This is a genomic window from Terrisporobacter glycolicus ATCC 14880 = DSM 1288 (assembly GCF_036812735.1).
Taxonomy (GTDB): Bacteria; Bacillota; Clostridia; order Peptostreptococcales; family Peptostreptococcaceae; genus Terrisporobacter; species Terrisporobacter glycolicus.
In genome coordinates, this window is the sequence record NZ_CP117523.1 from 672,082 (window position 1) to 697,464 (window position 25,383).

27 protein-coding genes are annotated in these 25,383 nt (G+C 26.4%); 23 read left to right on the top strand and 4 right to left on the bottom strand.

The window, feature by feature from the left end:
* The first annotated feature begins 101 nt into the window (after window positions 1-101).
* Window positions 102-593 (top strand): thiol peroxidase, encoded by a 492-nt coding sequence (tpx, locus tag TEGL_RS03455; protein WP_330360112.1) that lies wholly within the window; start codon window positions 102-104, stop codon window positions 591-593.
* Window positions 594-635: 42 nt separating this feature from the next.
* On the opposite strand, the gene TEGL_RS03460 is transcribed toward tpx, so the two are convergent.
* A complete protein-coding gene (locus tag TEGL_RS03460; RefSeq protein WP_018592286.1) occupies window positions 636-1,442 on the bottom strand; it encodes an FUSC family protein in 807 nt (268 codons plus the stop codon).
* Window positions 1,443-1,702: 260 nt separating this feature from the next.
* Between TEGL_RS03460 and TEGL_RS03465 the strand changes: the two genes are divergently transcribed.
* The 8 genes from TEGL_RS03465 (at window position 1,703) to TEGL_RS03500 (ending at window position 10,536) form a co-directional block, all read left to right on the top strand.
* Window positions 1,703-2,812, top strand: coding sequence for an AAA family ATPase (locus tag TEGL_RS03465; RefSeq protein WP_018592285.1), 1,110 nt, complete (start codon window positions 1,703-1,705; stop codon window positions 2,810-2,812).
* 300 nt (window positions 2,813-3,112) lie between these two features.
* Complete coding sequence (gene hydG, locus TEGL_RS03470) at window positions 3,113-4,543, top strand: [FeFe] hydrogenase H-cluster radical SAM maturase HydG (protein ID WP_018592284.1); 1,431 nt, start codon at window positions 3,113-3,115, stop codon at window positions 4,541-4,543.
* A 134-nt stretch (window positions 4,544-4,677) separates the two neighbouring features.
* Window positions 4,678-5,289, top strand: coding sequence for an endonuclease/exonuclease/phosphatase family protein (locus TEGL_RS03475; protein ID WP_018592283.1), 612 nt, complete (start codon window positions 4,678-4,680; stop codon window positions 5,287-5,289).
* Window positions 5,290-5,373: 84 nt separating this feature from the next.
* Window positions 5,374-5,697, top strand: coding sequence for a hypothetical protein (locus TEGL_RS03480; RefSeq protein ID WP_018592282.1), 324 nt, complete (start codon window positions 5,374-5,376; stop codon window positions 5,695-5,697).
* A 295-nt stretch (window positions 5,698-5,992) separates the two neighbouring features.
* On the top strand, window positions 5,993-7,294 hold the full coding sequence (gene brnQ, locus TEGL_RS03485; protein ID WP_018592281.1) for a branched-chain amino acid transport system II carrier protein: 1,302 nt from the start codon (window positions 5,993-5,995) through the stop codon (window positions 7,292-7,294).
* A 229-nt stretch (window positions 7,295-7,523) separates the two neighbouring features.
* Window positions 7,524-8,033, top strand: a complete 510-nt coding sequence (locus TEGL_RS03490; protein ID WP_018592280.1) for an OB-fold protein — start codon at window positions 7,524-7,526, stop codon at window positions 8,031-8,033.
* 258 nt (window positions 8,034-8,291) lie between these two features.
* On the top strand, window positions 8,292-9,434 hold the full coding sequence (locus tag TEGL_RS03495) for an ABC transporter permease (RefSeq protein WP_018592279.1): 1,143 nt from the start codon (window positions 8,292-8,294) through the stop codon (window positions 9,432-9,434).
* Window positions 9,418-10,536, top strand: coding sequence for an ABC transporter permease (locus tag TEGL_RS03500; RefSeq protein WP_026255192.1), 1,119 nt, complete (start codon window positions 9,418-9,420; stop codon window positions 10,534-10,536). The genes TEGL_RS03495 and TEGL_RS03500 overlap by 17 nt, the downstream gene beginning before the upstream one ends.
* 56 nt (window positions 10,537-10,592) lie before the next feature.
* Here TEGL_RS03500 and TEGL_RS03505 read toward each other — a convergent pair whose 3' ends face one another.
* Window positions 10,593-11,303, bottom strand: coding sequence for a hypothetical protein (locus TEGL_RS03505; RefSeq protein ID WP_018592277.1), 711 nt, complete (start codon window positions 11,301-11,303; stop codon window positions 10,593-10,595).
* A 205-nt stretch (window positions 11,304-11,508) separates the two neighbouring features.
* Here TEGL_RS03505 and TEGL_RS03510 point away from each other — a divergent pair, with 205 nt between their 5' ends.
* From TEGL_RS03510 to TEGL_RS03545, 8 genes are all read left to right on the top strand, one after another.
* Window positions 11,509-11,721 (top strand): hypothetical protein, encoded by a 213-nt coding sequence (locus TEGL_RS03510; protein ID WP_018592276.1) that lies wholly within the window; start codon window positions 11,509-11,511, stop codon window positions 11,719-11,721.
* A 130-nt stretch (window positions 11,722-11,851) separates the two neighbouring features.
* Complete coding sequence (locus TEGL_RS03515) at window positions 11,852-12,229, top strand: GntR family transcriptional regulator (protein WP_018592275.1); 378 nt, start codon at window positions 11,852-11,854, stop codon at window positions 12,227-12,229.
* Window positions 12,230-12,241: 12 nt separating this feature from the next.
* Window positions 12,242-13,096 carry an ABC transporter ATP-binding protein gene (locus TEGL_RS03520; protein ID WP_018592274.1) on the top strand — a complete coding sequence of 285 codons (855 nt, stop codon included), beginning with the start codon at window positions 12,242-12,244 and terminating at the stop codon, window positions 13,094-13,096.
* A complete protein-coding gene (locus TEGL_RS03525; protein WP_018592273.1) occupies window positions 13,096-13,788 on the top strand; it encodes an ABC-2 transporter permease in 693 nt (230 codons plus the stop codon). The genes TEGL_RS03520 and TEGL_RS03525 overlap by 1 nt, the downstream gene beginning before the upstream one ends.
* Before the next feature lie 154 nt (window positions 13,789-13,942).
* Window positions 13,943-16,351, top strand: coding sequence for a beta-glucosidase (locus TEGL_RS03530; protein WP_018592272.1), 2,409 nt, complete (start codon window positions 13,943-13,945; stop codon window positions 16,349-16,351).
* Between the two features lie 69 nt (window positions 16,352-16,420).
* Entirely contained in the window at window positions 16,421-16,603 is a 183-nt protein-coding gene (locus TEGL_RS03535; protein ID WP_018592271.1) for a hypothetical protein, read from the top strand.
* 433 nt (window positions 16,604-17,036) lie between these two features.
* On the top strand, window positions 17,037-17,723 hold the full coding sequence (locus tag TEGL_RS03540; protein ID WP_018592270.1) for a hypothetical protein: 687 nt from the start codon (window positions 17,037-17,039) through the stop codon (window positions 17,721-17,723).
* Window positions 17,724-17,833: 110 nt separating this feature from the next.
* Window positions 17,834-18,343 (top strand): GNAT family N-acetyltransferase, encoded by a 510-nt coding sequence (locus tag TEGL_RS03545; protein WP_018592269.1) that lies wholly within the window; start codon window positions 17,834-17,836, stop codon window positions 18,341-18,343.
* A 510-nt stretch (window positions 18,344-18,853) separates the two neighbouring features.
* Here the strand turns inward: TEGL_RS03545 and TEGL_RS03550 are convergent.
* Together TEGL_RS03550 and TEGL_RS03555 are read right to left on the bottom strand one after the other, a co-directional pair.
* Window positions 18,854-19,498, bottom strand: coding sequence for a helix-turn-helix domain-containing protein (locus TEGL_RS03550; RefSeq protein ID WP_018592268.1), 645 nt, complete (start codon window positions 19,496-19,498; stop codon window positions 18,854-18,856).
* A gap of 413 nt (window positions 19,499-19,911) precedes the next feature.
* The gene (locus TEGL_RS03555) at window positions 19,912-20,451 is read right to left on the bottom strand and encodes an Ig-like domain-containing protein (protein ID WP_018592267.1); all 540 of its coding nucleotides are present in this window, start codon (window positions 20,449-20,451) and stop codon (window positions 19,912-19,914) included.
* 187 nt (window positions 20,452-20,638) lie between these two features.
* On the opposite strand from TEGL_RS03555, the gene TEGL_RS03560 reads away from it, so the two are divergent.
* From TEGL_RS03560 to pstA, 6 genes are all read left to right on the top strand, one after another.
* The gene (locus TEGL_RS03560; RefSeq protein WP_018592266.1) at window positions 20,639-21,499 is read left to right on the top strand and encodes a RelA/SpoT domain-containing protein; all 861 of its coding nucleotides are present in this window, start codon (window positions 20,639-20,641) and stop codon (window positions 21,497-21,499) included.
* Between the two features lie 164 nt (window positions 21,500-21,663).
* The gene (locus TEGL_RS03565; protein ID WP_146053517.1) at window positions 21,664-22,137 is read left to right on the top strand and encodes a hypothetical protein; all 474 of its coding nucleotides are present in this window, start codon (window positions 21,664-21,666) and stop codon (window positions 22,135-22,137) included.
* A 128-nt stretch (window positions 22,138-22,265) separates the two neighbouring features.
* The gene (locus tag TEGL_RS03570; protein WP_018592264.1) at window positions 22,266-22,598 is read left to right on the top strand and encodes a hypothetical protein; all 333 of its coding nucleotides are present in this window, start codon (window positions 22,266-22,268) and stop codon (window positions 22,596-22,598) included.
* Between the two features lie 148 nt (window positions 22,599-22,746).
* Window positions 22,747-23,586 carry a phosphate ABC transporter substrate-binding protein gene (locus tag TEGL_RS03575; RefSeq protein WP_018592263.1) on the top strand — a complete coding sequence of 280 codons (840 nt, stop codon included), beginning with the start codon at window positions 22,747-22,749 and terminating at the stop codon, window positions 23,584-23,586.
* A 62-nt stretch (window positions 23,587-23,648) separates the two neighbouring features.
* Window positions 23,649-24,551 (top strand): phosphate ABC transporter permease subunit PstC, encoded by a 903-nt coding sequence (gene pstC, locus TEGL_RS03580; protein WP_018592262.1) that lies wholly within the window; start codon window positions 23,649-23,651, stop codon window positions 24,549-24,551.
* Window position 24,552: 1 nt separating this feature from the next.
* On the top strand, window positions 24,553-25,374 hold the full coding sequence (gene pstA, locus TEGL_RS03585; RefSeq protein WP_018592261.1) for a phosphate ABC transporter permease PstA: 822 nt from the start codon (window positions 24,553-24,555) through the stop codon (window positions 25,372-25,374).
* The last annotated feature ends 9 nt before the right edge of the window (window positions 25,375-25,383 follow it).

The window sequence follows — 25,383 nt, forward strand, 5'->3', positions numbered from 1 at the left end:
TATATAAATTGAAATTATTAATTTAATAAAAATTAAAATGGGTATAAATAATACAGTAAAACTTAAAACTAATTATAGTAATAATTTTTGTAGGAGGTATTATGATGAAAGTAACATTTCAAGGAAACCCATTAACATTAAAAGGAACTCAAGTAAAGGTAGGAGATATGGCTCCTGATTTTACTGTTGTAGATAATGATTTAAATCCATTAAAGCTTAGTGATACAAAAGGAAAAAGAGTATTTTTAACAGTACCATCTTTAGATACTCCAGTTTGTGACATGGAAGTTAGAAAGTTTAACCAAGAAGCAACTAAACTAGATGAAAATGTAACAATTTATACAGTATCTATGGACTTACCATTTGCCCAAGGAAGATGGTGTGGTGGTGCTGGAATAGATAGAGTAAAAACAGTTTCGGATTACAAAGATAGAGAGTTTGGAAATAATTACGGAGTTTATATAAATGAACTTGGACTTTTATCTAGAGCAGTATTTGTTGTAGATGAAAATAACAAAGTTGTATATGTAGAATATCTAGAAGAGATTACAAATGAACCTAATTATGAAAAAGCTTTAGAAGCAATAAAATAATAGAAGAAAAAATCCAGAAAAGATAATAATTTTTTCTGGATTTTATTTTTGATCAATAGATTGATCTAGAAGTGATAAAATACTGTCTTTATGATATTTATATATAGGTTTATTTAAATTAGTATCAATGGAGGAAACTTTTTTTTCTATTAAGTATAACCCATGAACATGATGTACTAACTGTTCTGCAATGTCAAATTTATAATATAAAGTATTTATATCATGAGTTTCTTTAGAATAAGGAATTTCATCTAGTAATTGATTATAATATTCTTCTAATTCAAAGTGTTTATTGTTAAGTTTTATATATAATGAAGAAAAGTCTTTGTTCTTTACCATAGAATGAATAATATTTAGGCAGTCATTATAAGCAGCGTTGAAAGATGACCACAAGTATTTTATATATCTTTTGCGACTTACAGCATAATTAACAACTAAAGCTATAATTACTCCTACTAAAGTATCTATAGTTCTCATAATAGAATAATTTAGTGGATGATTATTACTAATTCCTAGGCATATAGAAATAAATGTTACAGATGCGATGGCAGATGAATCAGAAATTTTTAATATATTACAAATGTATATAATTAAAATTACTCCAAAAGTAGCTGAAATAATATTACCTTTGAAAAAAAGCGCACATAAAAAACCAATTAGACCACCAAGTAAGGTGCCTAAAACTCTAGACCAGGAATCTTTAATAGAACCTTTAATAGTGTTTTTTATAGAAAATACACAAACAGATACTGTATAAACTGGTGTCTCAACTATGCCTAAATATCCAGCTAGAGTTGCAAAGAAAACGGCAATGCCAGTTTTTATATTTCTCATTCCGATTTTTTTCATAGAAGATCCTTTCTTTAATCTATTAGAGAATTATTTAATAGTATTATTTGTATTTTTATAATAATTTATATGAAATTATAAAGAATAATATATGTAGGAAAATTATATTAATACGAATAATAGAATTGGAAACAAAAAAACTATTCACTTTTTACAAAAATGCAATATAATAGAAAAGTGTCGCTTTTTATGATTACAAAAACAGAAAATGTTTTATATATAAATATAACAAGATATTTGACAATATTGGAGGAAACAACGTGAAAGCTATAAAAAAAATTGTAATAACTGGAGGTCCTTGCTCTGGAAAAAGTACAATGCTTAATTTAATAGAGAATACTTTTAAAGAAAAAGGGTATAAGGTTTTAATAGTTTCAGAAACAGCAACAGAATTAATTAGAGGTGGTGTTTCACCACTTGGAGGTAAGGAGAACATGTTCATATTTCAGGACTACCTTTTAAACCTTCAATTTAAGAAAGAAGAAGTTTATGAAAAAGCAGCTAAAGAAATGGATTCTGAAAAGATAATAATACTTTATGATAGAGGATTATTAGACAACAAGGCTTATGTATCAAAGGAAGAATTTGAAGTAATATTAGACAAATTTGGAACAACTGAAAATGAATTAATAGATAGATATGATTTAGTATTACATTTAGTAACAACTGCTAATGGAGCAGAAGAACATTACACATTAGCTAATAATGCAGCGAGAAGTGAATCATTAGAAGATGCAAGACAAATAGATGAATTAACATTAAATGCATGGGTAGGACATCCTCGTCTAAGAATATTTGATAACTCTACAGATTTTGAAGGAAAAGTAGAAAGAGTATTAAAAGAAATATACAATGATTTAGATGAACATATGCCAACGGGAACTATACGTAAATACTTAGTAGATGTTAAAAATATTGATATAAATAATATAATAAATACTTCAGAAAAGATGGATATAGTTCAGCATTACTTAAAATCTTCTAATCCAAATGTGGAAAGAAGGATTAGACAAATAGGAAATGGAGAGAATTACTCATATTACTATACTGAAAAAGAAAGAGTTAACAATTATAGAACCTTTAGAAAAGAAAAGAAAATAAGTGATAAACTATACTTAACATATTTATCTGAAATAGATAACCAATTATTTACAATAATAAAGACTCGTCACTGTTTTGTATATGAAAATCAATATTTCAAATTAGATGTATTTAACAATGATAAAAAGTATGGAATATTAGAAATAGAAGCTACAGATCAAAATGGAAAGATATTACTTCCAGATTTTTTAAATATAAAGGCAGATGTAACAAAAGATTCAATGTATTCAAACTACGAAATATCAAAAAGAAATTATGTATGTAAATAGATAAATAAAGCACCCCCATAACCTTATGAGAGTGCTTTATTTATTTGATTAAAAATCTAATAAAAACAACCTAAAATATGTAAAAAGTGCTATTATTTAATTAGGCTGACCCTAAAGTTTCATCTGAAGGGGAAGGTAATCATAATATAAAATTAGTCTGATTACTAAGACAAATCTTAAGTAAAAAGACAGTTATATATTAAGTCTATGATGACCTTCGCATTGGGCGAAGGCTTTTTGTGCTTAATAATATATGTCTTCTAATTTGTCAGCGAAAACATTTTTAGGAGGAGAAATAGTATGGTTTATGATCCAAAATCAAGAAAGGCAGAAGAATTTATCAATCATGAAGAGATTTTACAAAGTTTAGAGTATGCAAAATCTAATAAAGGAAATAAAGAATTAATTGAAGGAATATTAGATAAAGCTAATAGAGCAAAAGGATTAACTCATAGAGAAGCTGCAGTTTTGCTTGAATGTGAAGATGAAGAATTAATTGAAAGAATATTTAAAATGGCAGAAGATATTAAAAAAAGATTTTATGGAAATCGTATTGTAATGTTTGCGCCATTATATTTATCAAATTATTGTGTAAATGGATGTGTATACTGCCCTTATCATTTAAAAAACAAGAAAATAGCTAGAAAAAAACTAACTCAAGAAGAAATAAAGAGAGAAGTAATAGCGCTTCAGGATTTAGGTCACAAAAGACTTGCTTTAGAAGCAGGAGAAGATCCAAAAAATAATCCAATAGAGTATATATTAGAATCTATAGATACTATTTATAGTATAAAACATAAAAATGGAGCAATTCGCAGAGTAAATGTAAATATAGCTGCTACAACTATAGAAAACTATAAAAAATTGAAAGATGCAGGTATAGGTACATATATACTATTCCAAGAAACTTATAATAAAGAATCTTATGAAATGCTTCATCCGACAGGTCCAAAACATGACTATAATTATCATACAGAAGCTCATGATAGAGCTATGGAAGCTGGAATAGACGATGTAGGTTTAGGTGTACTGTATGGTCTTAGCACTTATAAATATGAATTAGTAGGAATATTAATGCATGCTGAACATTTAGAAGCTGCATTTGGAGTAGGACCACATACAATAAGTGTGCCAAGACTTCGTCCAGCTGATGATATAGATGTATCTGAATTCCCAGAAGCTTTATCAGATGAAATATTCCAAAAGATAGTGGCAATAATTCGTTTAGCAGTACCTTATACAGGAATGATAGTTTCAACAAGAGAATCTCAAAAAACTAGAGAAAAAGTATTACATTTAGGAGTGTCACAAATAAGTGGTGCATCATCAACAAGTGTAGGAGGATATGCAGATAGGGCAGAAGGAGTAAAAGAAGAAATTACAAGTGCTCAATTTGACGTGGATGATGATAGAACTTTAGATGAAGTTGTAAACTGGTTACTAGATATGAACTATATACCAAGTTTCTGCACTGCCTGTTATAGAGAGGGAAGAACAGGAGATCGATTTATGGCACTATGTAAAAATGGTCAAATAGCGAATTGTTGTCAACCAAATGCTATTATGACTTTAAAAGAGTACTTAGAAGATTATGCATCAGAATCAACAAAAGAGTCTGGTGAAAATTTAATAAAAAAAGAAGTTAAAAAAATACCTAAAGATAAAGTTAGAGAAATAGTAGAAGAGAGATTAATAAAAATTGCAAATGGAGAAAGAGATTTTAGATTTTAATTTATAAATTAAGTGTATATATTAAAGAAGACAAATAAATTGTCTTCTTTTTATTATGAAAAAATTTAAAAGGATAATTATTTAATCTTATGAATATTATTTTGTAATAAACCTATGATAGGAGGTGAAATAATTTGAAGTTAATTTGTTATAACATACATATAGGTACGGATGAATTTAGAAGAATGACATTATTTCAACTTATAGGATATTTAAAATCTTTAGATTGTGATGTTATTTGTCTTCAAGAAGTTTTATATTATCAATTTAAGCTTATGAAAATATTATTAAAGATGGATGGCGTATTTGGATTGCATGTAAATAATAGAAAAATGAAATTTGGTATATGTATATTAAGTAAAAATAAAATAAATTATAGTTCACATGTATTGCTAAGTAGTAAAAAAGAGCAAAGGGGGCTATTGAGTATAGATATGGATGATAAAATTATTATAAATACACACTTAGGATTGGACATGGAAGAAAGACAGACACAAATAAGTGAAATTTTGGATTTTGCTAAAAATCAGAATAAAAATATTGTGATTTGTGGTGATTTTAATGAAAGAAATATTAATTTAAGCTCTTATAAGGATGTAGCTAAATATTTATGTAAGGATTTTTATCCAACTTTTAAAACTTCAAGGATAGATTATGTGTTTGTAAGCTCAATAATTGATATAAAATCATATGAAGTCGACCAAGTATTCTATTCAGATCATTTTCCAATTATTGTGAAAATTTAAAAGAAAGTAAATTGTGAATATTTAGAAATATAGAAAAAATTACCACATATATTTCATATTACTTTATAAAGGAGAGGTTATTTAATGAGTAGTGATGGAAATTTGCTTCAAATTATATTCGATGGAATTTGGGGTACTGGAGAAATTATTGTAAGGGCGTTTAGAAAAAAAGAAGAAAAAAGGGAACTATTGGATATATTTTTTAACAAAGTAGGCCTTTGTAATAAAGATCAAGAATATCCCATTGTAGTAGAAACTATTTTAAATAAGGAAGAAAACGTTTACAAAGTATTGTGTCCTATAGGCCTTGGAAAATCAGACTTTGAAAAATATTCTGATGCATTAGAAGTATATTTAGGAAAAAAAGTAGAGGTAAAATCAGCTAAAGGATTTATATATATTAAATAATTATGAATGTCAAAGTTATTATGTTATAATAAAAATATGTTAAAAAAAAGATTTGGAGGTTTTACCAAGTCTTTTTTTGTTGAAAAAATCAAAAAAAGAATATAAAAATAATTTTGAATATAAATATTAGTTTAAATTTTCTGAAAATTACCTTGTTTTCAGAATAAATATTCAACTTTAATATGTGCTTTATAATTTGAATATACAGAAAATTATAATTTTATTGACTATTCAAATAGATGTCGTATATAATACATGTATGAAACGAAATACGGATTTAAATTAGGAGGTCACAATGAATAAAAGGAATAAAGATATTATAATAACAGGTTTTGCATTGTTCGCAATGTTTTTCGGAGCAGGTAACTTAATTTTCCCACCATTTTTAGGACTTATATCAGGAAGTAGTTGGTTAACTGGTTTTACAGGATTTATATTAGCAGACGTAGGTTTATCTCTTTTAGCTATACTTGCAATAGCAAAATGTGATGGAGATGTAGGTAAAATCTTTTCTAGGGCAGGCAATAAAATAGCACTAGTGTTAGCATGTTCAATAATGATTTGTATAGGACCACTTCTTGCTATACCAAGAACAGCAGCTACAACATTTGAAATGGGGGTTCAACCAATATTTAGTGGTTTCAGTTCAATAATATTCTCAATAATATTCTTCGGCGTGACATTATTATTAACAATAAGACCATCAAAAGTTGTTGATATAATCGGATCATATTTAACACCAGCACTTTTGATTGCCTTACTAGCATTAATAGGTATGGGAGTATTTAATCCTTTAGGAAGTATAGAGCCAGCAACTATAGATGGTGTATTCTCTGAAGGTATATTCCAAGGTTATCAAACATTAGATGCTTTAGGAGCAGTATCTTTATCAGCTGTAATATTTACGACTATAGCTAATAAGGGATATACAAAAAAAGAAGAAAAAATAAATATAACATTTAAAGCAGGATTAATAGCGGCAGCAGGATTATTCTTAGTTTATGGTGGACTTACTTACCTTGGTGCTACAGTATCAACTATGTTTGATTCAAATGTATCACAAGCTGGATTAATAGTTTCTATAACAGAGATGTTATTAGGATTCCCAGGAAAAGTTATATTAGGAATAATAGTAACTCTTGCTTGTTTAACAACAGCAATAGGATTAACATCTGCAACTGGGCAATATTTCTCAAAGCTTTCAAATAATAAAATAAAATATGAAACAATAGTAATTGTAGTATGTCTATTTAGTTTAGTAGTTTCTAACTTTGGAGTTGATACAATAATCCAATTCTCAGCTCCAATATTAACAGTGATTTACCCACCAACAATAGTGTTAGTAGTACTTACTTTATTAGGACAACATATTAAAAATGATAATATATTTAAATTTGCAACATATACAGCATTAGCAATGGGAATATTAAATATACTAGGTAACTTTGGTATAAAAGTTCCAGTGATAAATAGTTTACCATTACATTCATTAGGATTTAACTGGGTAGTACCAGTATTAGTTGCATCTACAATTGGATTCTTTATTAAATCAAATAGCTCTAACGCTAAATCTGATTCACAAGATGTTACTGCATAGAATTTTAAATAAAATAAAAAGTCCCTTATAATAATAAGGGGCTTTTTTAATACTTATAATAACTCTTTGAATAAATTAATTTTTCATAATAATACCACTTTGTATAGATAAATCATATAATTAAATTGTATGGCTTATTAAAGAAATTATAATAAATTTAAAAATAGCCTAGTATATAGTAATTTAATTGTTTACATAAGTAAAAATTATTTTAAGAGGAGGAGATTCTTTGCAAAAAATAATCAGGTGCAGTAAATTAAAGATTTCACCAGGCTCAAAGGAAATAATATATTCATCTTTATTAATGCTTATGCCCATGATATTTTTTCGTAGTAATACTATAGATATTATTATACTTTACTGTATTGCTATGTTTATATCAATCATATTTATAAGTGATATTTTTAGTTTAAGCAAGAAGGTAAAGATAGAAATGGACGTGGATAAGTTATTAGATGCTTATAAAAGAAGCGAATATTGGTCAGATAAAAAATATGAGGGAAAATACATAAAGCTAAAGGGTGTAATATCGCATATTGAGCTTGATGAAAAAAATAATATTTTAAGAATAAAGTTGAAAGGTAATGATATATATAAACTAGAGGCTACGGCATATGATATCACTCCAAAATGTATTGAATATATACAAAATCTATATGAAGGAAAACATATCACTATTTATGGAAATTTTGATAGAGAAGAAAATAAATTTATTATATATATGAAATATTTTAAATAATGTTTAAAACTTGTTAAGGTAAATATTATTGCGCAGTAATTGAAATGCACCTCTTAGAACTGAGGTGCATTTTTTATTATGGTATCACGAATATAGATATATTGAATGAATCTACAAACTTGCTAGTAATAGACAGCTTTATAAATTCATAAATATTAATAGAACATAAAAAATAATATTAACACTTATGAAAACGAGTTTTAAATTTTATTGGTGATAATCTAAAAAATTAGCAAATAAGGAGGTTAAAATTTTATTTTGTTAGTTCTTATAAAAAAAGAAGTTAAGCAGTTTTTTAAACATAAGATTAATATAATTATGATGTTTATATTTCCAATTATACTTATTTTTATAATGGGGAAATCACTTAATGGACCTGTAAGCATGGATAAAAACATATTTAATAATAAAATTATATATTATAGAGTTAATACTCCAATTGAAAATGAAGTTGACTTGCAACGTTTTTATGATTTTATGATTCATTTTGAAAAAAACACAAATGTTAATTTTATAGAAAATAATAATTATAAAAAAGCTACAAATGATGTAAACAATAATAAAGCAATTTGTTTCATGGATATTTATGATAATGATATTAATTATTTTAGGAATAAAAAAATAGAGAGTACAGAAAGTATAATATTTAGAAATTTGTACGAGCAATATATGAAAAAATATACTTTTTTACAATCAATTTATAAATCAAATACTGAAAAAATAAAAGATGTTTTAGATTATGATATTAAAATATGGTTAAAAGATGAAAGTATAGATCAAAAGCAAGTAAATGCATTTGCATACTATACCTTTGCAGAACTTATCTTAATTATTTTATATATATCCAACCTTACGTCTGTATCAATGTATAAGGGTGAATATTTACATACAATAACAAAAATTGAACGTCATAAGAAAAAGAAAATAAATATATTATTGTCTAAGATAGTTTTTGGAATAGTTATAGGTATTTTACAAATAATCATAGTTTACATTACTAGCACTAAATTTTTTGACGTAAGTTGGGGAGAAAATTTATTATACATTTTTATGGTATTAATTTCTCTTATAATATTTAGTTCCATACTTGGAATATTTATGGCTACTATTTTCTCAAATAAAAAAACATGTTATATGGTAAATAATATATTAATTATAATTATGGGATTTTTAGGCGGTTCTTATGTACCAATTTGTTTAGTAAAGTCAGAGAGGATTACAAGCTTTCTATCTAAAATTATTCCAAGTTATTGGGCAAATATATCTATACTTAGCTTAAGTTATGATATAAAAACAAAATATTATATTTTTTCCATATTTATTTCATTAAGTTTATCATTATTAATGCTAATTCTAGGAAGGTTAATATCAAAACTGAAGGCAGGTGGAAGTTTTGATTAAATTAATAATAAATACAATGAGAGCCTTGATTAGAGAGAAAAGTTATATAATGGTTGCAATTATTATACCTATATTTATAGCTGTATTTTTTAGTTTTGAATTTACAGGAAATCATAAGCTTAAAGTAGGTGTAATAGACAATGATAATTCCTATGGATCTAATGAAATAATAAAAACTATTGATGATTTGGAAGGTATTCAAAGTATAAAAATAAAAGAAGATGATTCTGAAATTTTACTAATAACACAGCAAATTCAAATGGTTGTTATTATAAATGATAATTTTCAAAATAAATTGCTAAACTCAAAAGATAATGAAATAAAAATTAAAACTATAAATGAAAACGATGTAAAATTAGTTGCTCAATCTATGATAGATATGAAATGTGAAGACTTGTCTATGATTGCAAAAATGAGCGAAGGAGATATAAATAAATTTAAGGAAATAAACCAAAATTACGCTGATAAAAACACAATATTAAGTTTAAACGATGTCAATGAAAAAAGAGGGTATATAGAAAGTTCATTAGGTTTAATTATATTTATAATATTTATTGTAGCTGGAAAAGTATCTAACTTCTTAATTGAGGATATAGAAAATAAAGGAAGAATTAAGAAACTCAGTTATGGAATTAGCAAATGGAAATATTATTTATCACTAATAGTTACTTTTTATATAATGTGTTCCATGTCAACTTTAATATATTATGGTATATTAATAATTTTCAAATTAGACTTTGGAATGGTAAATATAATAGACTTCTTAGTTGTTATGTTGTTACTAAATCTTGTTGCGCTAAGTTTTAACTTGTGCATAGTTAGTTTTACTAGAAGAAGACATACATCATCAATGTTAAATGTACTTATAATAGTTCCATGTTGTATGTTAAGTGGGGTATTTTGGGATTTTAATATAATGCCTAAAAACTTCCAAGTAATAGGAAGATTTATGCCAACTAGATGGGTATATATTTGTCTAGAAAATTTGCAACAAACTAATGATTTAGATAGTATAAATATATACCTAAATGCAATGATTATTTTATCAATAACATTTTTTGTTATAAGTTTTATTAAATTAAAAGAAAGCAAAGAAGTTTAAAATTTTATAAAAAGAAAAAGGTTGGACTATGTAGTAGTTCAACCTTGAATTTTTTGCTAACTTTCTTTTTTGTCGGAGTCAAAGGTAAAGTACAATCCTTTAGTAACTACATTAAATTTATTACTTAAAAAATTACATACAGTTTGAATAATACCTAAAGTATCCGCATTAACTACACCAACAATTCTTTGTTGTATAAGTAATTCATAGTAACTATTATCCACGTCTTTTATTGGGAAAAGTGCATTAGGAGCATCGACATAAGCCTCCACGCCAGGAAGTACTTTTCCATCTTTATCATAGGCTAACTCCAAATAATCTTTTGGCCTAGTAGCTAGGTTAATAGAATATTTCTTTTCACCGCAACTTACATGAACCTTGTAATTATCTTTAAACTTTGCACTACAAGGGTTATTTTTCGAAATATCATCTTGATTAAAAATCTCTTTGATTTTGTTATTTTCAAATTTATATATTACACCAATTTCAAATCCACCAGAACCTCCAAAGCTACCTCTTACCATAATTTCATCTTTGCCGTCATTTGTAAAATCTCCACAGAATAACTGTATATCATAACCTGAATAAGGTAGTTGCATATTAACTGGATATCCAACCTCAGGATTTACAACTAATTCAAGGTTTTGACTATAAGAACTATTTTCATAAGGAAAAATTCCTACTAAAATTACTTTATCTTTTGAGTTTTTATCAACTATATTTGCTGACAAACTGTCTACAACAACTTTATTATTAGAATCAGACATAATAACCCCCATCTAAATTAAATTTATATCTTCTTCTAATTTATGAAGAAAAACTATCTTATGTTAATATTATTAATAATATGAGAGCTCAACTTATTAAAAAAATTATGTTATTGTAAAACTGGGTAATATTAATAAGATCATTGAGTTATAGTAAAAATAAAACTATAATATTACTTAGTTGAGTAGCTAGGAGATGAGTTAATTGAAAAAAGATAGAATAAGAATACTATATAAAAATAATTTTGAAAGAATAGTAGAAGAAAGTAATGTTAGAAATTTTAGATCTTTAATAGATTGGATGGAAGATTTTAATGAGGGAAGTGTAGTTCCATCATTAGTTTTATTTGGTAGAGACTTGGGGAGTAACTTTTCCATTAACAAAAGTAATGTAAAAATAATTGAATTTATGGATTAAACAAAAAGGAATTGCAAACAGTTTTGCAATTCTTTTTTATTTTTTATAAAAAGAACATTGACACTTGTATATACTGTGTTATATTCTGTATATATACAACATATACGAAATATAACGGAGAGGATAAAATATGGATATAGTAGTTTCTGATTCATTACCAGTGGCTCTTTATGAGCAAATAAAAAATCAAATTATATCACAAATCGTTTCTAAAAAACTTTTGCCAGGACAGCCTCTGCCTTCAATTAGGACTTTAGCAAGAGAAATTAAGGTAAGTATAATTACTGTAAAAAAGTCTTATGATATTTTAGAAAGTGAAGGATATATAGAAACAGTTCCATCAAAAGGTAGCTTTGTTTCAGCAAAAAATACAGAAAAAATGAGGCAACTAGCCATATATGAGTGGGAATGTAAACTAGAAGAGATAGTAAAGAGAGCTAAAGAATTAGATATTTCCTTAGATGAAGGAATGGAGATTTTTAAAGAACTATATAATTTAAGTGATTAAGTGGGGTACATTATGAATTTAATAGAAATTAATAATTTAAAAAAAGCTATGGGAGATTTTAAATTAAATATAGAAAAATTAGAAATAAAAGAAGGCTTTGTTACAGGTATTATAGGGACAAATGGAGCTGGAAAAACTACTTTAATGAAATTAATAATGAATATATTAAATCAAGAGGAAGGTAGCATAAAAATATTGGGAGAAAATTTCAATAAAGACAAAAAACATATTAAAGAATTAATAGGGTATTTAGGGCATGAGACACTATATCCAGAAGATTTTACCTTAGATGACATAAAATCAACTATAAGCATATTTTATAAAAATTGGGATGAAAAGCTATTTTATGATTATACTGAAGACTTTAATTTAAATCTTCAGGAAAAATATAAAGATTTATCAAAAGGACAAAAAGTGAAATTTGATTTAGCTATGATTTTGTCTTATCATCCCAAATTAATAATCTTAGATGAACCAACAGCAAATTTAGATCCAATATTTAGGACTGAATTTTTAGAAGTTCTTCAATTACGAATGGAAAAAGATTTATCTACAACTTTATACTGTACTCATATTACAAGTGATTTGGATAAAATAGGAGATTACTTTGTTGTAATGGATAAAGGAAAAATTATTTTTAATGAAGATAGTGAAAATATAAGAAATAATTATACTATTGTAAAGGGATCAAAAGTACTATTAAATGAAGAAACCAAAAAAGTATTTCAACATATAGTGGAAAATGAATTTGGATTTAGAGGAATTTCTAATAATAAAAAAGAAGCAGAAGATATATTTGGGCAAGAAGTTTTATATGAAATACCTAAAATAGAAGATGTATTAATATTTAGTAAGGGGAATAAGTAATGACAGAGATAAAAAAATTATTAAGATTAGATTTGAAATTTTTAAAACAATATTATAGGATGTACATACCTGTATTTTTTATTATGCTATTTGTTTTTGGTAATATGTCATTTAATATGGGACTTGTAATATTGGTTTTCTACTATGGATTTGAAACTGATGATAACCGTAAAAAAGTTAATAATTTAATACAAACTCTTCCAATAAATAATAAAGAATATGTTTCTTATAAATATATTTCTTCATTTATGCAATTGATTTTCATAGTAATGTTTTTTTTAATTGCAATGATTTTAATTTTAATTGCAGAAAATATTTCTAATTCAGATTCAGAAATATTTTTATTATCTTGGATAAGTAATCATATTGTACAAAATAACGGTATACAAGCAAATTATTTAATCAGATTTATAGCAGAATTATTCATGTCAGTTGTTACTATTTGTGTAATGATTCCTACAAAATACAATAAAATTAAAAAGAAAAGAGTACTAACGTGGATTATATTAATATTTGTTAATAGTATGGTGGGGAATTGTTTGACTAAAGATTACACATGGGTACTATTTGACTTTTTAAGTAAATTTAATGAATTATTTATAGTTATGTTAGGAATTATTTTAAGTTATTTCTTGATTAAATTATCCTTTAGCAAAACATTACAACTTCATAGTGAATCTGAAATTATATAAATAAAAATATAATGAATATAAAAGGGTTATAACAAAATAAAATAATTGTTATAACCCTTTTACATATGTACATAAAAATAAATTTAACAACCTATTATAGTCACAAACATAAAATATAACATAAGACAAAATTAGTTGTATTGGGGGGGAGAGTATGAACTTGTATGAAGAGGCTTCTTCCATAGTGAAAAAACTTTCTTTAGAAGAAAAGTGTAAATTTTGTTGTGGAGTAGATTTCTGGCATTCATTTGGAATAGATGAAATAAATATCCCATCAATTATGTTATGTGATGGACCTCATGGTCTTAGAAAAGAAGATATAGATAGTTTTATGTTTATGAGCCCTAAAGTCATAAAATCAACTTGCTTTCCAACAGCTACAGCTTTAGCCTCCACCTTTGATGAAGAATTGATAAATCGTATGGGAAAGGCACTAGGTGAGGAATGTAGAAAAGAGGATGTGGCAGTACTTTTAAGTCCAGGAATTAATATAAAAAGACTACCTATCTGTGGAAGAAATTTTGAATACTTTAGTGAAGATCCTTATTTAAGTGGCAAGATGTCAGCAGCACTTATAAGAGGAATACAAAACAAAGGCGTAGCAGCTTGTTTAAAGCATTTTGCAGGAAACAGCCAGGAAAAATATCGTATGACTATTAATTCAATTATTGATGAAAGAGCTCTTAGGGAAATATATTTGAAAGGGTTTGAAATAGCCATAAAAGATGCTCATCCTTGGTCTGTAATGATGGCATATAATAGATTAAATGGGCAGTACTGTTGTGAAAATAAATATTTAATACAAGACATACTTAGAAATGAATGGAATTATAAAGGATGTATTATTAGTGACTGGGGAGGTGTTAATGATATTATTTCTAGTATAAATAATGGATTAAATTTAGAAATGCCAGGATATAAAGATGATTATTATAAGATTTTACAAAAGGCTGTAGAAAATAACAAATTAGATGAAAAAATATTAAATAATTCTGTTACAAAAGTAATTGAACTAATTTTAAAATATAAAGAAGGTAAGAAAATACCATATAAATGTAATTTTAAAGAACATATTGACTTGGCAAAGGAAATAGCTGAAAGTAGTGCAGTATTACTTAAAAATGATAATAATATTCTCCCAGGAAATAATTTACAAAAAATTGGATTAATAGGAAGGCTTGCAAAAGAACCTGTATACCAAGGATTGGGTAGTTCACATGTTAATTCTAATACTATAGACAATGCATATGATGTATTTTTAGATAATAATTGCAATATAAATTATGCTGATGGATATTATTTAGAAAATGATGAAATTCATGAAGTTTTACTGAAAGAAGCTATAGAAGTGGCAAAAAATAAGGATATAGTGTATTTATTTGTAGGTTTACCTAAATATTATGAGGCAGAAGGATATGATCGCAAAAATTTAAAATTGCCAAAGTCTCATGATAATTTAGTTTATGAAATTAGCAAAATTAATAAAAATTTAGTAGTAATATTACAATGTGGATCTGTTGTGGAAATGCCATGGAGTCACATTCCTAAAGCTATTTTACTAACTCATTTAAGTGGTTGTAGAGGCGGAAATGCGACCGTAAATCTATTATTAGGAAAGGAAAACCCATCAGGTAAGCTAAGTGAAACTTATGCAAATACTTTTGACGATTATCCATCGATAGGATTCTACCCTGGAGATAATAATTATGTTGAATATAGAGAAAGTATATTTGTGGGATATAGATATTTTGATAGTGCAGATATTAATGTAAAGTATCCTTTTGGTTTTGGGCTTTCTTATACAACTTTTGAATATAGTAATATGAAAATAAAATATAATAATGACAATAATATGGAAGTATCCATAACTGTTACCAATATTGGTAATATGGAAGGGAAAGAAGTAGTCCAACTTTATATTTCTTGTTTATACTCAAAATTGTTTAGAGTAAAGCAAGAGTTAAAAGGATTTAAAAAAATAAATTTAAAACCTAAGGAAAGTAAAGAAGTAACTTTTATTTTAGATGAAAATTGCTTTGCTTATTATAATATTCAAAGCAATCAATATGAAGTTGAAGAAGGACAATATAGTATAAGTATTGGTTCATCATGTAGAAATATTAAATTTTCTACAGTAGTAAATAAAAGAGGAGATAGTGTGAAAACTATTGATTATAAAGCAAAATCTCCATCTTATTATGAACTATATAAAAAGAAACTAGATCCAACAGAGTCAGAATTTGAGAATATATATAATAAGGAACTACCGATTATTAACAAGAAAATATATCCATTTACTACAAATTCTACAATAAATGATATTAAAAGTATTTATGGTGGTGATTTAATTATATCTGCCATAAATAAAAAGGCAAATAAATTTGTAAGTGGAGATAAAGCCATGGAAATTACAGTAAAAGAATCATTAAATGATCAACCTTTTAGGCTAATTGCTATGGTAACTAGAGGAGCGATAAATCGCAAATCAATACAAGGATTTGTGAATTTATTAAATAAACATTATGTTAAAGGATTTTTACAAATTTTAAGAAATAGGAAATAATTTTAAAAGAATAGAAGCGATTTTTATTGGATAAATTATAATTAAAATATCATCAAGGAGAATTACATTATGGATAACAATAAAAATAGAATGAAAGATAGACCAAAATCAAATCCAGAACTTAGAAAAATGTATTCTGAGCATGGAGCAGACATTGGAATAGAAAATGGACAAAAAATAGGCGCTAGAGATTGTGGTACAAATAAAACTAAAACTGAAAAACTTTATCATAAAGCTAAAAAAAGAGATTAACACATAAAAATCGTATCAATTTAATTTTGATACGATTTTTATATTTTGAAGCAAAAGTATAATTATAGCCTTTTTAAATGAGAAAATTTATCAAATTTATTAAAAACTACATACTAACAATTGTAATATTTTCAAATATTTTTACATATTATCAAGTAGTTTTTACTATAAGAAATGGTGGTGGATAATATATCAATAATGCATAATGTAGAAGAAAAGTCAGGGGGAACTTTGGATAGAGAATAAACAACTTTAAGCCGAATTATGATAATTATAAGGTGAAGTCTGATTAAATATGTCTTATTTAATCACTTTTCATATGAAGGAATCATATAAAAGTATATGAGGAAAGAATTTTATTGTCTATTTTAAAAATTTAGACCATAAATAAATCCTTCATTGTATATAAATGCAATTATGAGGAGGAATTTGCGTGAGCATTGATTTAAATGAAAAAGTAAGTGGGAAGTACTGGATAAGAAAGGTTATTAAAGAGAATAATGGATCTGTCTTGAATGAAAGAATAATTAATAGAGATACAAGAATTGAGTCTATAGAGTGGCTATCACCTCTAGAAAATGAGAATTTTAGAGAGTATATGCTAAATTCACCTTCTCTCCTAGAGAAGTTAAACAATAATGGAGTTGCATTGAAAAAAGAAGATTTGAGTTTTTGGCCACAAAGAGAGCCTGTATGGGATGGAATCGGTTTGGCAGCTATAAAAGATTCACAGGAAAAAATGATCGTCTTAGTGGAAAATAAAAGCAGTATTAAAGAATTGAGAAGTAAGTTAGCGTCTACAAATGAGAATAATAAAAGATTAATATTAGATTCAATGAAAGAAACTTATGATGAGCTTGGAATAAAAGGTGATTTTAATAAATGGTTTGATACTTATTACCAAATAGCTAATAGGTTTACTTTTATGCACCAACTTATGAAAAAGGGATATAAGGTTAAATTAGTTTTTCTAAATATTGTTGATGATCATATGTACAAAAATATATCAAAGGCTAAATGGGTAGAAGAATATTGTAAAATGTTAAATGAATTTATGGGAGAAAGATTTGTGCCAAGAGATGTAGTGATTATTGATTTAAATGTGCATGAAGAAAAATAAAAGGTTAAAAAACGTATTGTTAATTCAATACGTTTTTTACATTAATAGAGGAAATTATTATTAATAAGATGAAATAAATATATAACAATGAGCAAAAAGGAAGTGTTATTATGGAAAAACAAGAAATTCAAATAAAATTGGCTTATGACGAAATTGATTCAATAAAAGAGCTATTTACAGAATATAGAAATATGCTAGTAGAAACATATAAGGACGTGGAAGGGGTAAGTTCTTGTTTTGTAAGCTTTCAAGAGGAGTTAGATACTTTAAAGGATAAATATGCATTACCAAAGGGAAGATTATACATTGCAAAATATGATGGTAAAATTGCTGGGTGTGTTGGACTTAGACCATTAGATGATTATTGTTGTGAAGTGAAAAGATTATATGTAAGAAATCAATTTAGAAGCTTGGGTATAGGAAAATTGCTTATGGAATACATAATCAAGGATGGGAAAGAATTAAATTATGACTTAATAGTATTAGATACATTCTTGCACTTGGAAAGAGCTGTAGATTTATATTATAAACTAGGTTTTAATGAAATAAAGGAATATTATAATAGTCCTATAAAGGATGTAATTTATTTGGGATTAGATTTAAATAATAAAGAAAGTTAAATAAAAGAATTACATGACTCTCTCATATATATTTTGTAAAGAACATGTAAAAATCTAACCTTATTGCGTAAAAACGTTGACTAAAACATGTTTTGGAACTATGCTAGAAAAGTACTTTGTATACAGAACTAATATGGGAGATCGATGTAACGAAGGACATAATTAAAAAAATAGAACAATAAGAGGTGTTTACCAGGCATAGTACTTATTGCTATAACAGTAGTTTCTGTATTAATTGCTAATAATAGTGCAAAGAAATAATATGTGGTTTAGTTATTGGAAAACCACTTGGTGTAGTATCTTTTAGTTATATAGCAGCTAAACTGTATATGATGAAAATGTTATAAACTTAGCAAAAGTATCAATATTAACGGCTTCTATGATTTCCATAATGTTAACACATATGGGTTTGACATTATGGAAATCATAGCCCAGTAGGATTAATACACTAGAAAGATTAAGAGTTATCTCAACATAGTTATAATTGTTGAAATAACTCTTTTTTAACTACTACAAATTAATAAGTTTAATTTTTCCTCGAGAAACCTCTATTTTTCCTTCTTTTTCAAATTTCTTAAGTATACGGCTAATAACTTCTCTAGAGGAGCCTAATTCGTTAGCAATATTTTCATGAGTAATGTAAAGTATATTTGAATCTAGATATCTACTTTGTTCTAATAGATAATCCGTAATTCTTTCATCCAAGCTAAAGAAGGTTGCCTGTTCCAATACATACATTACTTCAGATAATTTATCCTGTGTAAGGCTAAGGATATAGTTCATAACATTAATATTAGATTGAGACAATTTTTTTAATAATGAACTATCAATAATTATAGCGCTAGCATCATTTTGGGCCTCTAAATTAACATCATAAGTTATATTTTTAAATGCGCAAGAAGCCGACAACATACAAACATCTCTGTCATATAGCTTGAACAAGGTAATTTGTCTACCACTAGGGGCAGAAATAAATACTCTGAAATTTCCACTCATAGTAATCAATAGTCCTGTGCAAGATGAATCTTTAGAATGAACAAGTTCACCTTTTTCATATTTGCCTATAGAGCTTTTTGAAATTAATTCATTCTTCTCCTCATTATTTAGATTCTTAAAAAAAGGAAGAGTTTCTTTAAGATAATACTCTTTATCCATTATATATCCTCCAAAATTATTTTTCAGGATTGATTTCGGAAGAAAGTATCTAAATAGCATAAATAAAACTCCAGTAATGAATAATCCCATGTATCCTATATTAAAAACTGATGGATATTGTGGTGATATATTAAGTAAAGTTAATTTGCCGAAATCAAATCCTGATATAAGTCTTATATTTTCTAATTAAATCATGTGGTAAATAATATTACCTTAGCTAAGTGTAAATCTTGAAGTCTTAACATGGCAAGTAAATTTTTATGATTTGTTTATATAAATCATATCCGAAAAATTAATATAATACTATGGTTAAAGTGTTTAATTTCTGTTTATTTAAACAAATTATAACCTTTTATTATGTGATAAAATCACAAAAAAGACATTATCAAAATTGATAATGTCTTTTTTATATATTACCTCCAACACCTTTTACAAGGTCTATAGCCTTTTGACTTAGCTTTAGATTCCGTCATTTTTATGGCACCTTCCATATTATGAGCCTTAGCTGTTTTATGATAAATATTAGAAGTTGAATGTCCTCCATTTGCATAAACATACTTTGAAGATGATGAACTAGAAGAAGATGAGCTACTCTTAACTGTTATAGTTTTAGATTTAGTAGTGTAACCACTTTTATTAATCTTAACTGTAATTTTAGTGTTTTTCTTTTTCTTAGAAATTTTAATTGAGTAATTTCCAGAAGAAGATACAGTTGATTTACCTACTTGCTTGCTACCAACATAAGCTTTAACAGTAGCACCTTTAGTCCCTTTCCCACTTATCTTTGTTGAAGAATTATATACTGAGTTAACAGTGAAAGTTTTAAACGTTTTCTTTGTAGCAGCCTCTATAACACTTACATTTTCAGTATTAATAATACTTAAACTTGGTGCAAGAGTCATAGAAAATGCTATTACAATAGATAAAGTTAATGATTTAAATATTTTTTTCATTACATATACCCCCTAAATTATGATTAATATTTTGTATAAATTTTTGACGTTACATGGGAAATTATAGCATTATTAATCTAAGTTTATCAATATATAAATTAAGAATATAATAATAAGGATAAAAAAAATATAAATATGCATAATTATAAGGTAAAATAAAAATAGATATAATTAGCTGGAGGAGAAAATGATAAATAAAGAACAGTTTTTAAATATGTATAAAATAAATGAAGAAGAACTTAAAAAAGAAAATATAAGTTGGAAAGATTTAAAAGCAATACACGATGATTTTATCGATTCAAAAAAAAGCTATGAAACTCAGGCAGATTTAGTTGCCAATATACTTAGAGCTCAGCCAAAGGTTCACTCAGTAAAAACTAGAGTAAAGGATGTAAGTCACTTAATAGAAAAAGTAATTAGAAAAACTCCTGAAAGAAGAGCTAAATATGGACAAGATTTTAATTTCACATCAGAAAACTATAAAGATGAAATTACAGATTTACTTGGTATAAGAGTAATACATATATTTAAAGAAGATTGGGAAGAAATACATAATTTTATAACTAATATGTGGGATGTTATGGAGATAGTAGCTAATGTAAGAGAAGGAGATGACACTAGAAAATTTGATGAACAGGGAATAGCTGTTTGTTCAAGACCATCAGGATATAGATCAGTACATTATTTATTAGAATCTTATCCAACCAATAAAAAACTTATTACTGAGGTTCAAGTTAGAACTATATTTGAAGAAGGTTATGGAGAAATAGATCATCAACTTAGATACTCTCATGAAGATATTCCAGATCTTTTAGGTCAAAATTTAATGTTGTTAAATAGAATAGCAGGAAGTTCTGATGAGATGGCATCTTTAATAAATAGATTAAGTCAAAGTATTCAAGAAGTAGAGGACAAGTTTAAAGCAAAAATAAATGAAAAAGATAAGAAGATACAAAGTTTGAAATATAAAATATCAAATGAATTTGATATAGCTAATAAGAATAAAGAAGTTTTAATAAAAGAAATTGATGACATATTAAATCACTAAAAATATAAGGATAAATTTCATAAATAATCTATCCTATTTTAATGTATAAATATTCAATTTTATTAGTAACTACTCATATAATTTATAGATAAATAAATATGGAGGATTTATATATGGAGTTCAATGTAGATCAAATGGTTTGCAAATTGTCTTGTCATGGATAATTGTCAGAGATAACGTATTTTAATATATATGATAATATAATGCTTTATGATACAAATATATGTATTGATGACATTGATGTAACTATGCCTAAAGTTGATATTTATTTTGTTAAGGTTATTGATACAAAAAAAGGAGTATCCTTAGAAGGTCAGTATTTAAGTGGTAAAAACTTATTGTACTCGGAAATTATTATTAATATAAGTGATGATGTTATAACTAAAGTGTTTGTGCAAGATGATATACCGAAAGAAACTAGATTTATAGAAAATTCTGTTGTTGTTAACAACATAAGTAAAGGAGGATTAAATCCTCAAGATTGTTTTCGCATTGTGGATATTAAAGCTAAAGAAAAGATAATAATAAAATTCAAAGCATTAGTATTACCACAATATGGAGGTGATGAAATAATTAAAAATTATTCTAGTATAGAATATGATTACTTATATAATATAAAAAAACGAAAGATAGAATAAATATTATTAGTAATGAAGTAGGTACATTTGTCAAAAATATGGTTTTTAATCAAATAACCGTAGATAATAAGATTGAAGTATGTAATTTAGTAGAAGATGTCTAAAATACAAAAGTTACTATTGAAATAATGGATATAAAAATTATTAATGCACCAATGAATAATATAGATGAATTATGTACAAAATCTAATGAAAATATGTGTTTAGTCCTTGTGGTAGGAACAATAAAATATGATATAACTTATAAAGATGTACATAGAAGAAATAATAAGCTAAATAAGAAGGTTATAAGAGAATATTGTGTGGAAGATATATTTGGATTTTCTTGTTGTCTAGTTGTGCCTGTGGGAATAACTTACGGAAATAAGTATGATATAAATTGTATTATAGAGGATTCAATAACTACTATAACAAATCCAAATACATTGTATTTAAGTACAAATATATTGTTTTATTATTAAAGCCATAAATTATAAAAATTATAATTTATGGCTTTAATAATATTTAAGTATAATTTCTTATATGGAAATATTAATCTTTTTACATGGTTATACTAATGATAATTTAATATAATAAAATATTTATTACATAATAATGGAGGTATAATATATGTCAAAAAAAACGAGACTAATTACATTGTTTTTATGCTTAGTTACAATGCTTATATCTATAGCTTGTAGAAAAACTGAAACTACTGAAAAATCGAATTCTAGTACTAGTAGTATAACGGTGTCAGGATCAACATCAGTGGGACCTCTTATGGAAAAAGAAGCAGAAAAATTTCAAGAAGCTAACTCAGGCATGAAAGTTGAAATAAATCAATTAGGTTCTTCAGCGGGAATAAAAGATACAATAAATGGAACAGTTCAAATAGGTATGTCATCTCGTGATTTAAAAGAACAAGAAAAGGCAGAAGGTCTTACAGAAGTTGAAATTGCTTATGATGGAATAGCTATAATCTCAAATAAAGCTAATAATGTAAAATCTCTTACAATGTCACAAGTAAAAGATATTTATACTGGCAAAATTAAAAATTGGAAAGAATTAGGAGGTAAAGATAGTGAGATAGTTGTTGTTTCAAGAGAAGATGGTTCTGGAACTAGAGATGCTTTTCAAGAAATAGTAGGATATACATCAGAAGAACTCACTAAAAAGGCACAAATAGGTGATGGATCAGGAAATATAAAATCAACAGTAGCTGGTAATGAAAATGCTATTGGATTTATATCTTTTGAATATGTGGACGATAAAATAAATGCTATAAACATTGATGAAATTGCACCAAAGGCAGAAAATGTAAAAAATAAATCTTATAAAATATCAAGACCATTTTTACTAATATATAAAGAAGAAAACTTAAAAGATAATGGAAATAAATTAATAGATTTTATCTTAAGCGAAGAAGGACAAAAAATTGTAGAAGAAAATGGATTAATAAGAATAAAATAATATGCTCAATAAATCCTCCTTTATTAATCTAAGGAGGATTTTATACATCTAAGGAGAAGCCTATGAACGAAAATATTAATCGTGTGAAAAATAATTCAAATAAAAATAAATATTTAATAGAAAGTCTTACATCAAAGATATTTTTACTAAGTGCATTTATTTCTGTAATAAGCTTATTACTTATAATAGGTTTTGTTTTCTACAAAGGTTCCATACCATTTATATCTAAAGGATATTCATTTATTGATTTTTTATTTGGAACAGAATGGGTACCATCTGCAGACAAATTTGGTATATTACCTATGATATTAGCATCAGTATATGCAACCTTAGGTTCTTTAATTATAGGTGTTCCTGTGGGAATTTTAACTGCAACATTTATAGTAGAAGTTGCTCCAAAATCCTTAAGTAAAATAATTTCTCCAGCAGTAGAGTTATTGGCAGGAATTCCATCAGTATTATATGGAATATTTGGTTTAGCATTTCTAGTTCCTAAAATACAAAAAATATTTAATTTACCAAAAGGTCAAAGCTTACTAGCAGTAATTATTGTTTTAGCAGTAATGATGCTGCCAACTATAATTACTGTGTCAGAAACAGCAATAAGGGCTGTACCTAAATCATATAAAGAAGCATCTTTGGCTCTTGGAGCATCAAAAACACAAACTACTTTTAATATAGTTATTCCAGCAGCTAAATCAGGAATTTTAGCAGCTGTAGTACTTGGAGTAGGACGTGCTATTGGTGAAACTATGGCAGTTATACTAGTAGCAGGAAATTCACCAGCAATTCCAAGTTCATTGATGGATAGCGTGAGACCTCTTACTACAAACATTGTTTTAGAAATGGGATACGCCTTTGGAACACATCAAGAAATGTTATTTGCAACAGGAATTGTGTTATTTATATTCATTATTATACTTAACCTAATACTAAGTAGGATTTCTAATAAGGAGGAAGATTAATATGAATAAAACTAAAGATAACATATTGAATGCTTTAGTATATTTGTGCGCAATATTTACAATAAGTGTTCTCATATTAATAGTAGGTTTTATATTTTTAAATGGTATAAAACTGATTAGTCCATCCTTTATATTTGGAAATTATTCATCTAGTGGTGGTGGAATTAAGCCAATGATTATAACTACATTATACGTAGTATTATTATCCATATTAATAGCAACTCCTATTGGCATATTATCAGCAGTATATCTGCAAGAATATGCAAAGCAAGGAAAGGTAGTTAAGATAATTAGATTTGCTACAGAAAGTTTATCAGGAATACCATCCATAGTTTATGGATTATTTGGAGGCATATTTTTTGTAGTAGCTCTTAATTATTCTTATTCCATATTATCAGGGGCACTTACTGTGTCCATTATAATTCTTCCTATTATAATTAGAACTACAGAAGAATCTTTAAAAACTGTACCTGATAGTTATAGAGAAGCGTCTTTAGGATTAGGTGCAACAAAGTTTCAAACTCTATATAAAATTATTATTCCAAGTGCCATACCAGGTATTTTGTCTGGCGTAATTTTAGCCATGGGTAGAGTTATAGGTGAATCGGCGGCTATATTACTTACAGCAGGAACTGTGGCACAAATGCCTTACTCATTATTTGATAGTGCAAGAACTTTAACAGTACAAGCATATTTAGTAACTAAGGAAAATGGAGATATAAATCAGGCTTGTGCAGTGGGAATAGTTTTAATAGTAATAATATTAGCCCTAAATTATATTGCCAAATTAATAAGCAAGAAATTTAATAAAGCTAATTACTAAAGAGAGGTG

Bases quoted from the DNA above. Each gene is read 5' to 3' on its own strand.
- TEGL_RS03520 (WP_018592274.1), top strand. From the start codon at position 12,242: ATGAATTTAATAGAAATTAATAATTTAAAAAAAGCTATGGGAGATTTT.
- TEGL_RS03460 (WP_018592286.1), bottom strand. From the start codon at position 1,442: ATGAAAAAAATCGGAATGAGAAATATAAAAACTGGCATTGCCGTTTTC.
- brnQ (WP_018592281.1), top strand. From the start codon at position 5,993: ATGAATAAAAGGAATAAAGATATTATAATAACAGGTTTTGCATTGTTC.
- TEGL_RS03570 (WP_018592264.1), top strand. From the start codon at position 22,266: ATGGATATAAAAATTATTAATGCACCAATGAATAATATAGATGAATTA.
- TEGL_RS03525 (WP_018592273.1), top strand. From the start codon at position 13,096: ATGACAGAGATAAAAAAATTATTAAGATTAGATTTGAAATTTTTAAAA.
- TEGL_RS03530 (WP_018592272.1), top strand. From the start codon at position 13,943: ATGAACTTGTATGAAGAGGCTTCTTCCATAGTGAAAAAACTTTCTTTA.
- TEGL_RS03515 (WP_018592275.1), top strand. From the start codon at position 11,852: ATGGATATAGTAGTTTCTGATTCATTACCAGTGGCTCTTTATGAGCAA.
- pstA (WP_018592261.1), top strand. From the start codon at position 24,553: ATGAATAAAACTAAAGATAACATATTGAATGCTTTAGTATATTTGTGC.
- TEGL_RS03535 (WP_018592271.1), top strand. From the start codon at position 16,421: ATGGATAACAATAAAAATAGAATGAAAGATAGACCAAAATCAAATCCA.
- TEGL_RS03545 (WP_018592269.1), top strand. From the start codon at position 17,834: ATGGAAAAACAAGAAATTCAAATAAAATTGGCTTATGACGAAATTGAT.
- TEGL_RS03480 (WP_018592282.1), top strand. From the start codon at position 5,374: ATGAGTAGTGATGGAAATTTGCTTCAAATTATATTCGATGGAATTTGG.
- tpx (WP_330360112.1), top strand. From the start codon at position 102: ATGATGAAAGTAACATTTCAAGGAAACCCATTAACATTAAAAGGAACT.
- TEGL_RS03550 (WP_018592268.1), bottom strand. From the start codon at position 19,498: ATGGATAAAGAGTATTATCTTAAAGAAACTCTTCCTTTTTTTAAGAAT.
- TEGL_RS03555 (WP_018592267.1), bottom strand. From the start codon at position 20,451: ATGAAAAAAATATTTAAATCATTAACTTTATCTATTGTAATAGCATTT.
- TEGL_RS03560 (WP_018592266.1), top strand. From the start codon at position 20,639: ATGATAAATAAAGAACAGTTTTTAAATATGTATAAAATAAATGAAGAA.
- TEGL_RS03575 (WP_018592263.1), top strand. From the start codon at position 22,747: ATGTCAAAAAAAACGAGACTAATTACATTGTTTTTATGCTTAGTTACA.
- pstC (WP_018592262.1), top strand. From the start codon at position 23,649: ATGAACGAAAATATTAATCGTGTGAAAAATAATTCAAATAAAAATAAA.
- TEGL_RS03505 (WP_018592277.1), bottom strand. From the start codon at position 11,303: ATGTCTGATTCTAATAATAAAGTTGTTGTAGACAGTTTGTCAGCAAAT.
- hydG (WP_018592284.1), top strand. From the start codon at position 3,113: ATGGTTTATGATCCAAAATCAAGAAAGGCAGAAGAATTTATCAATCAT.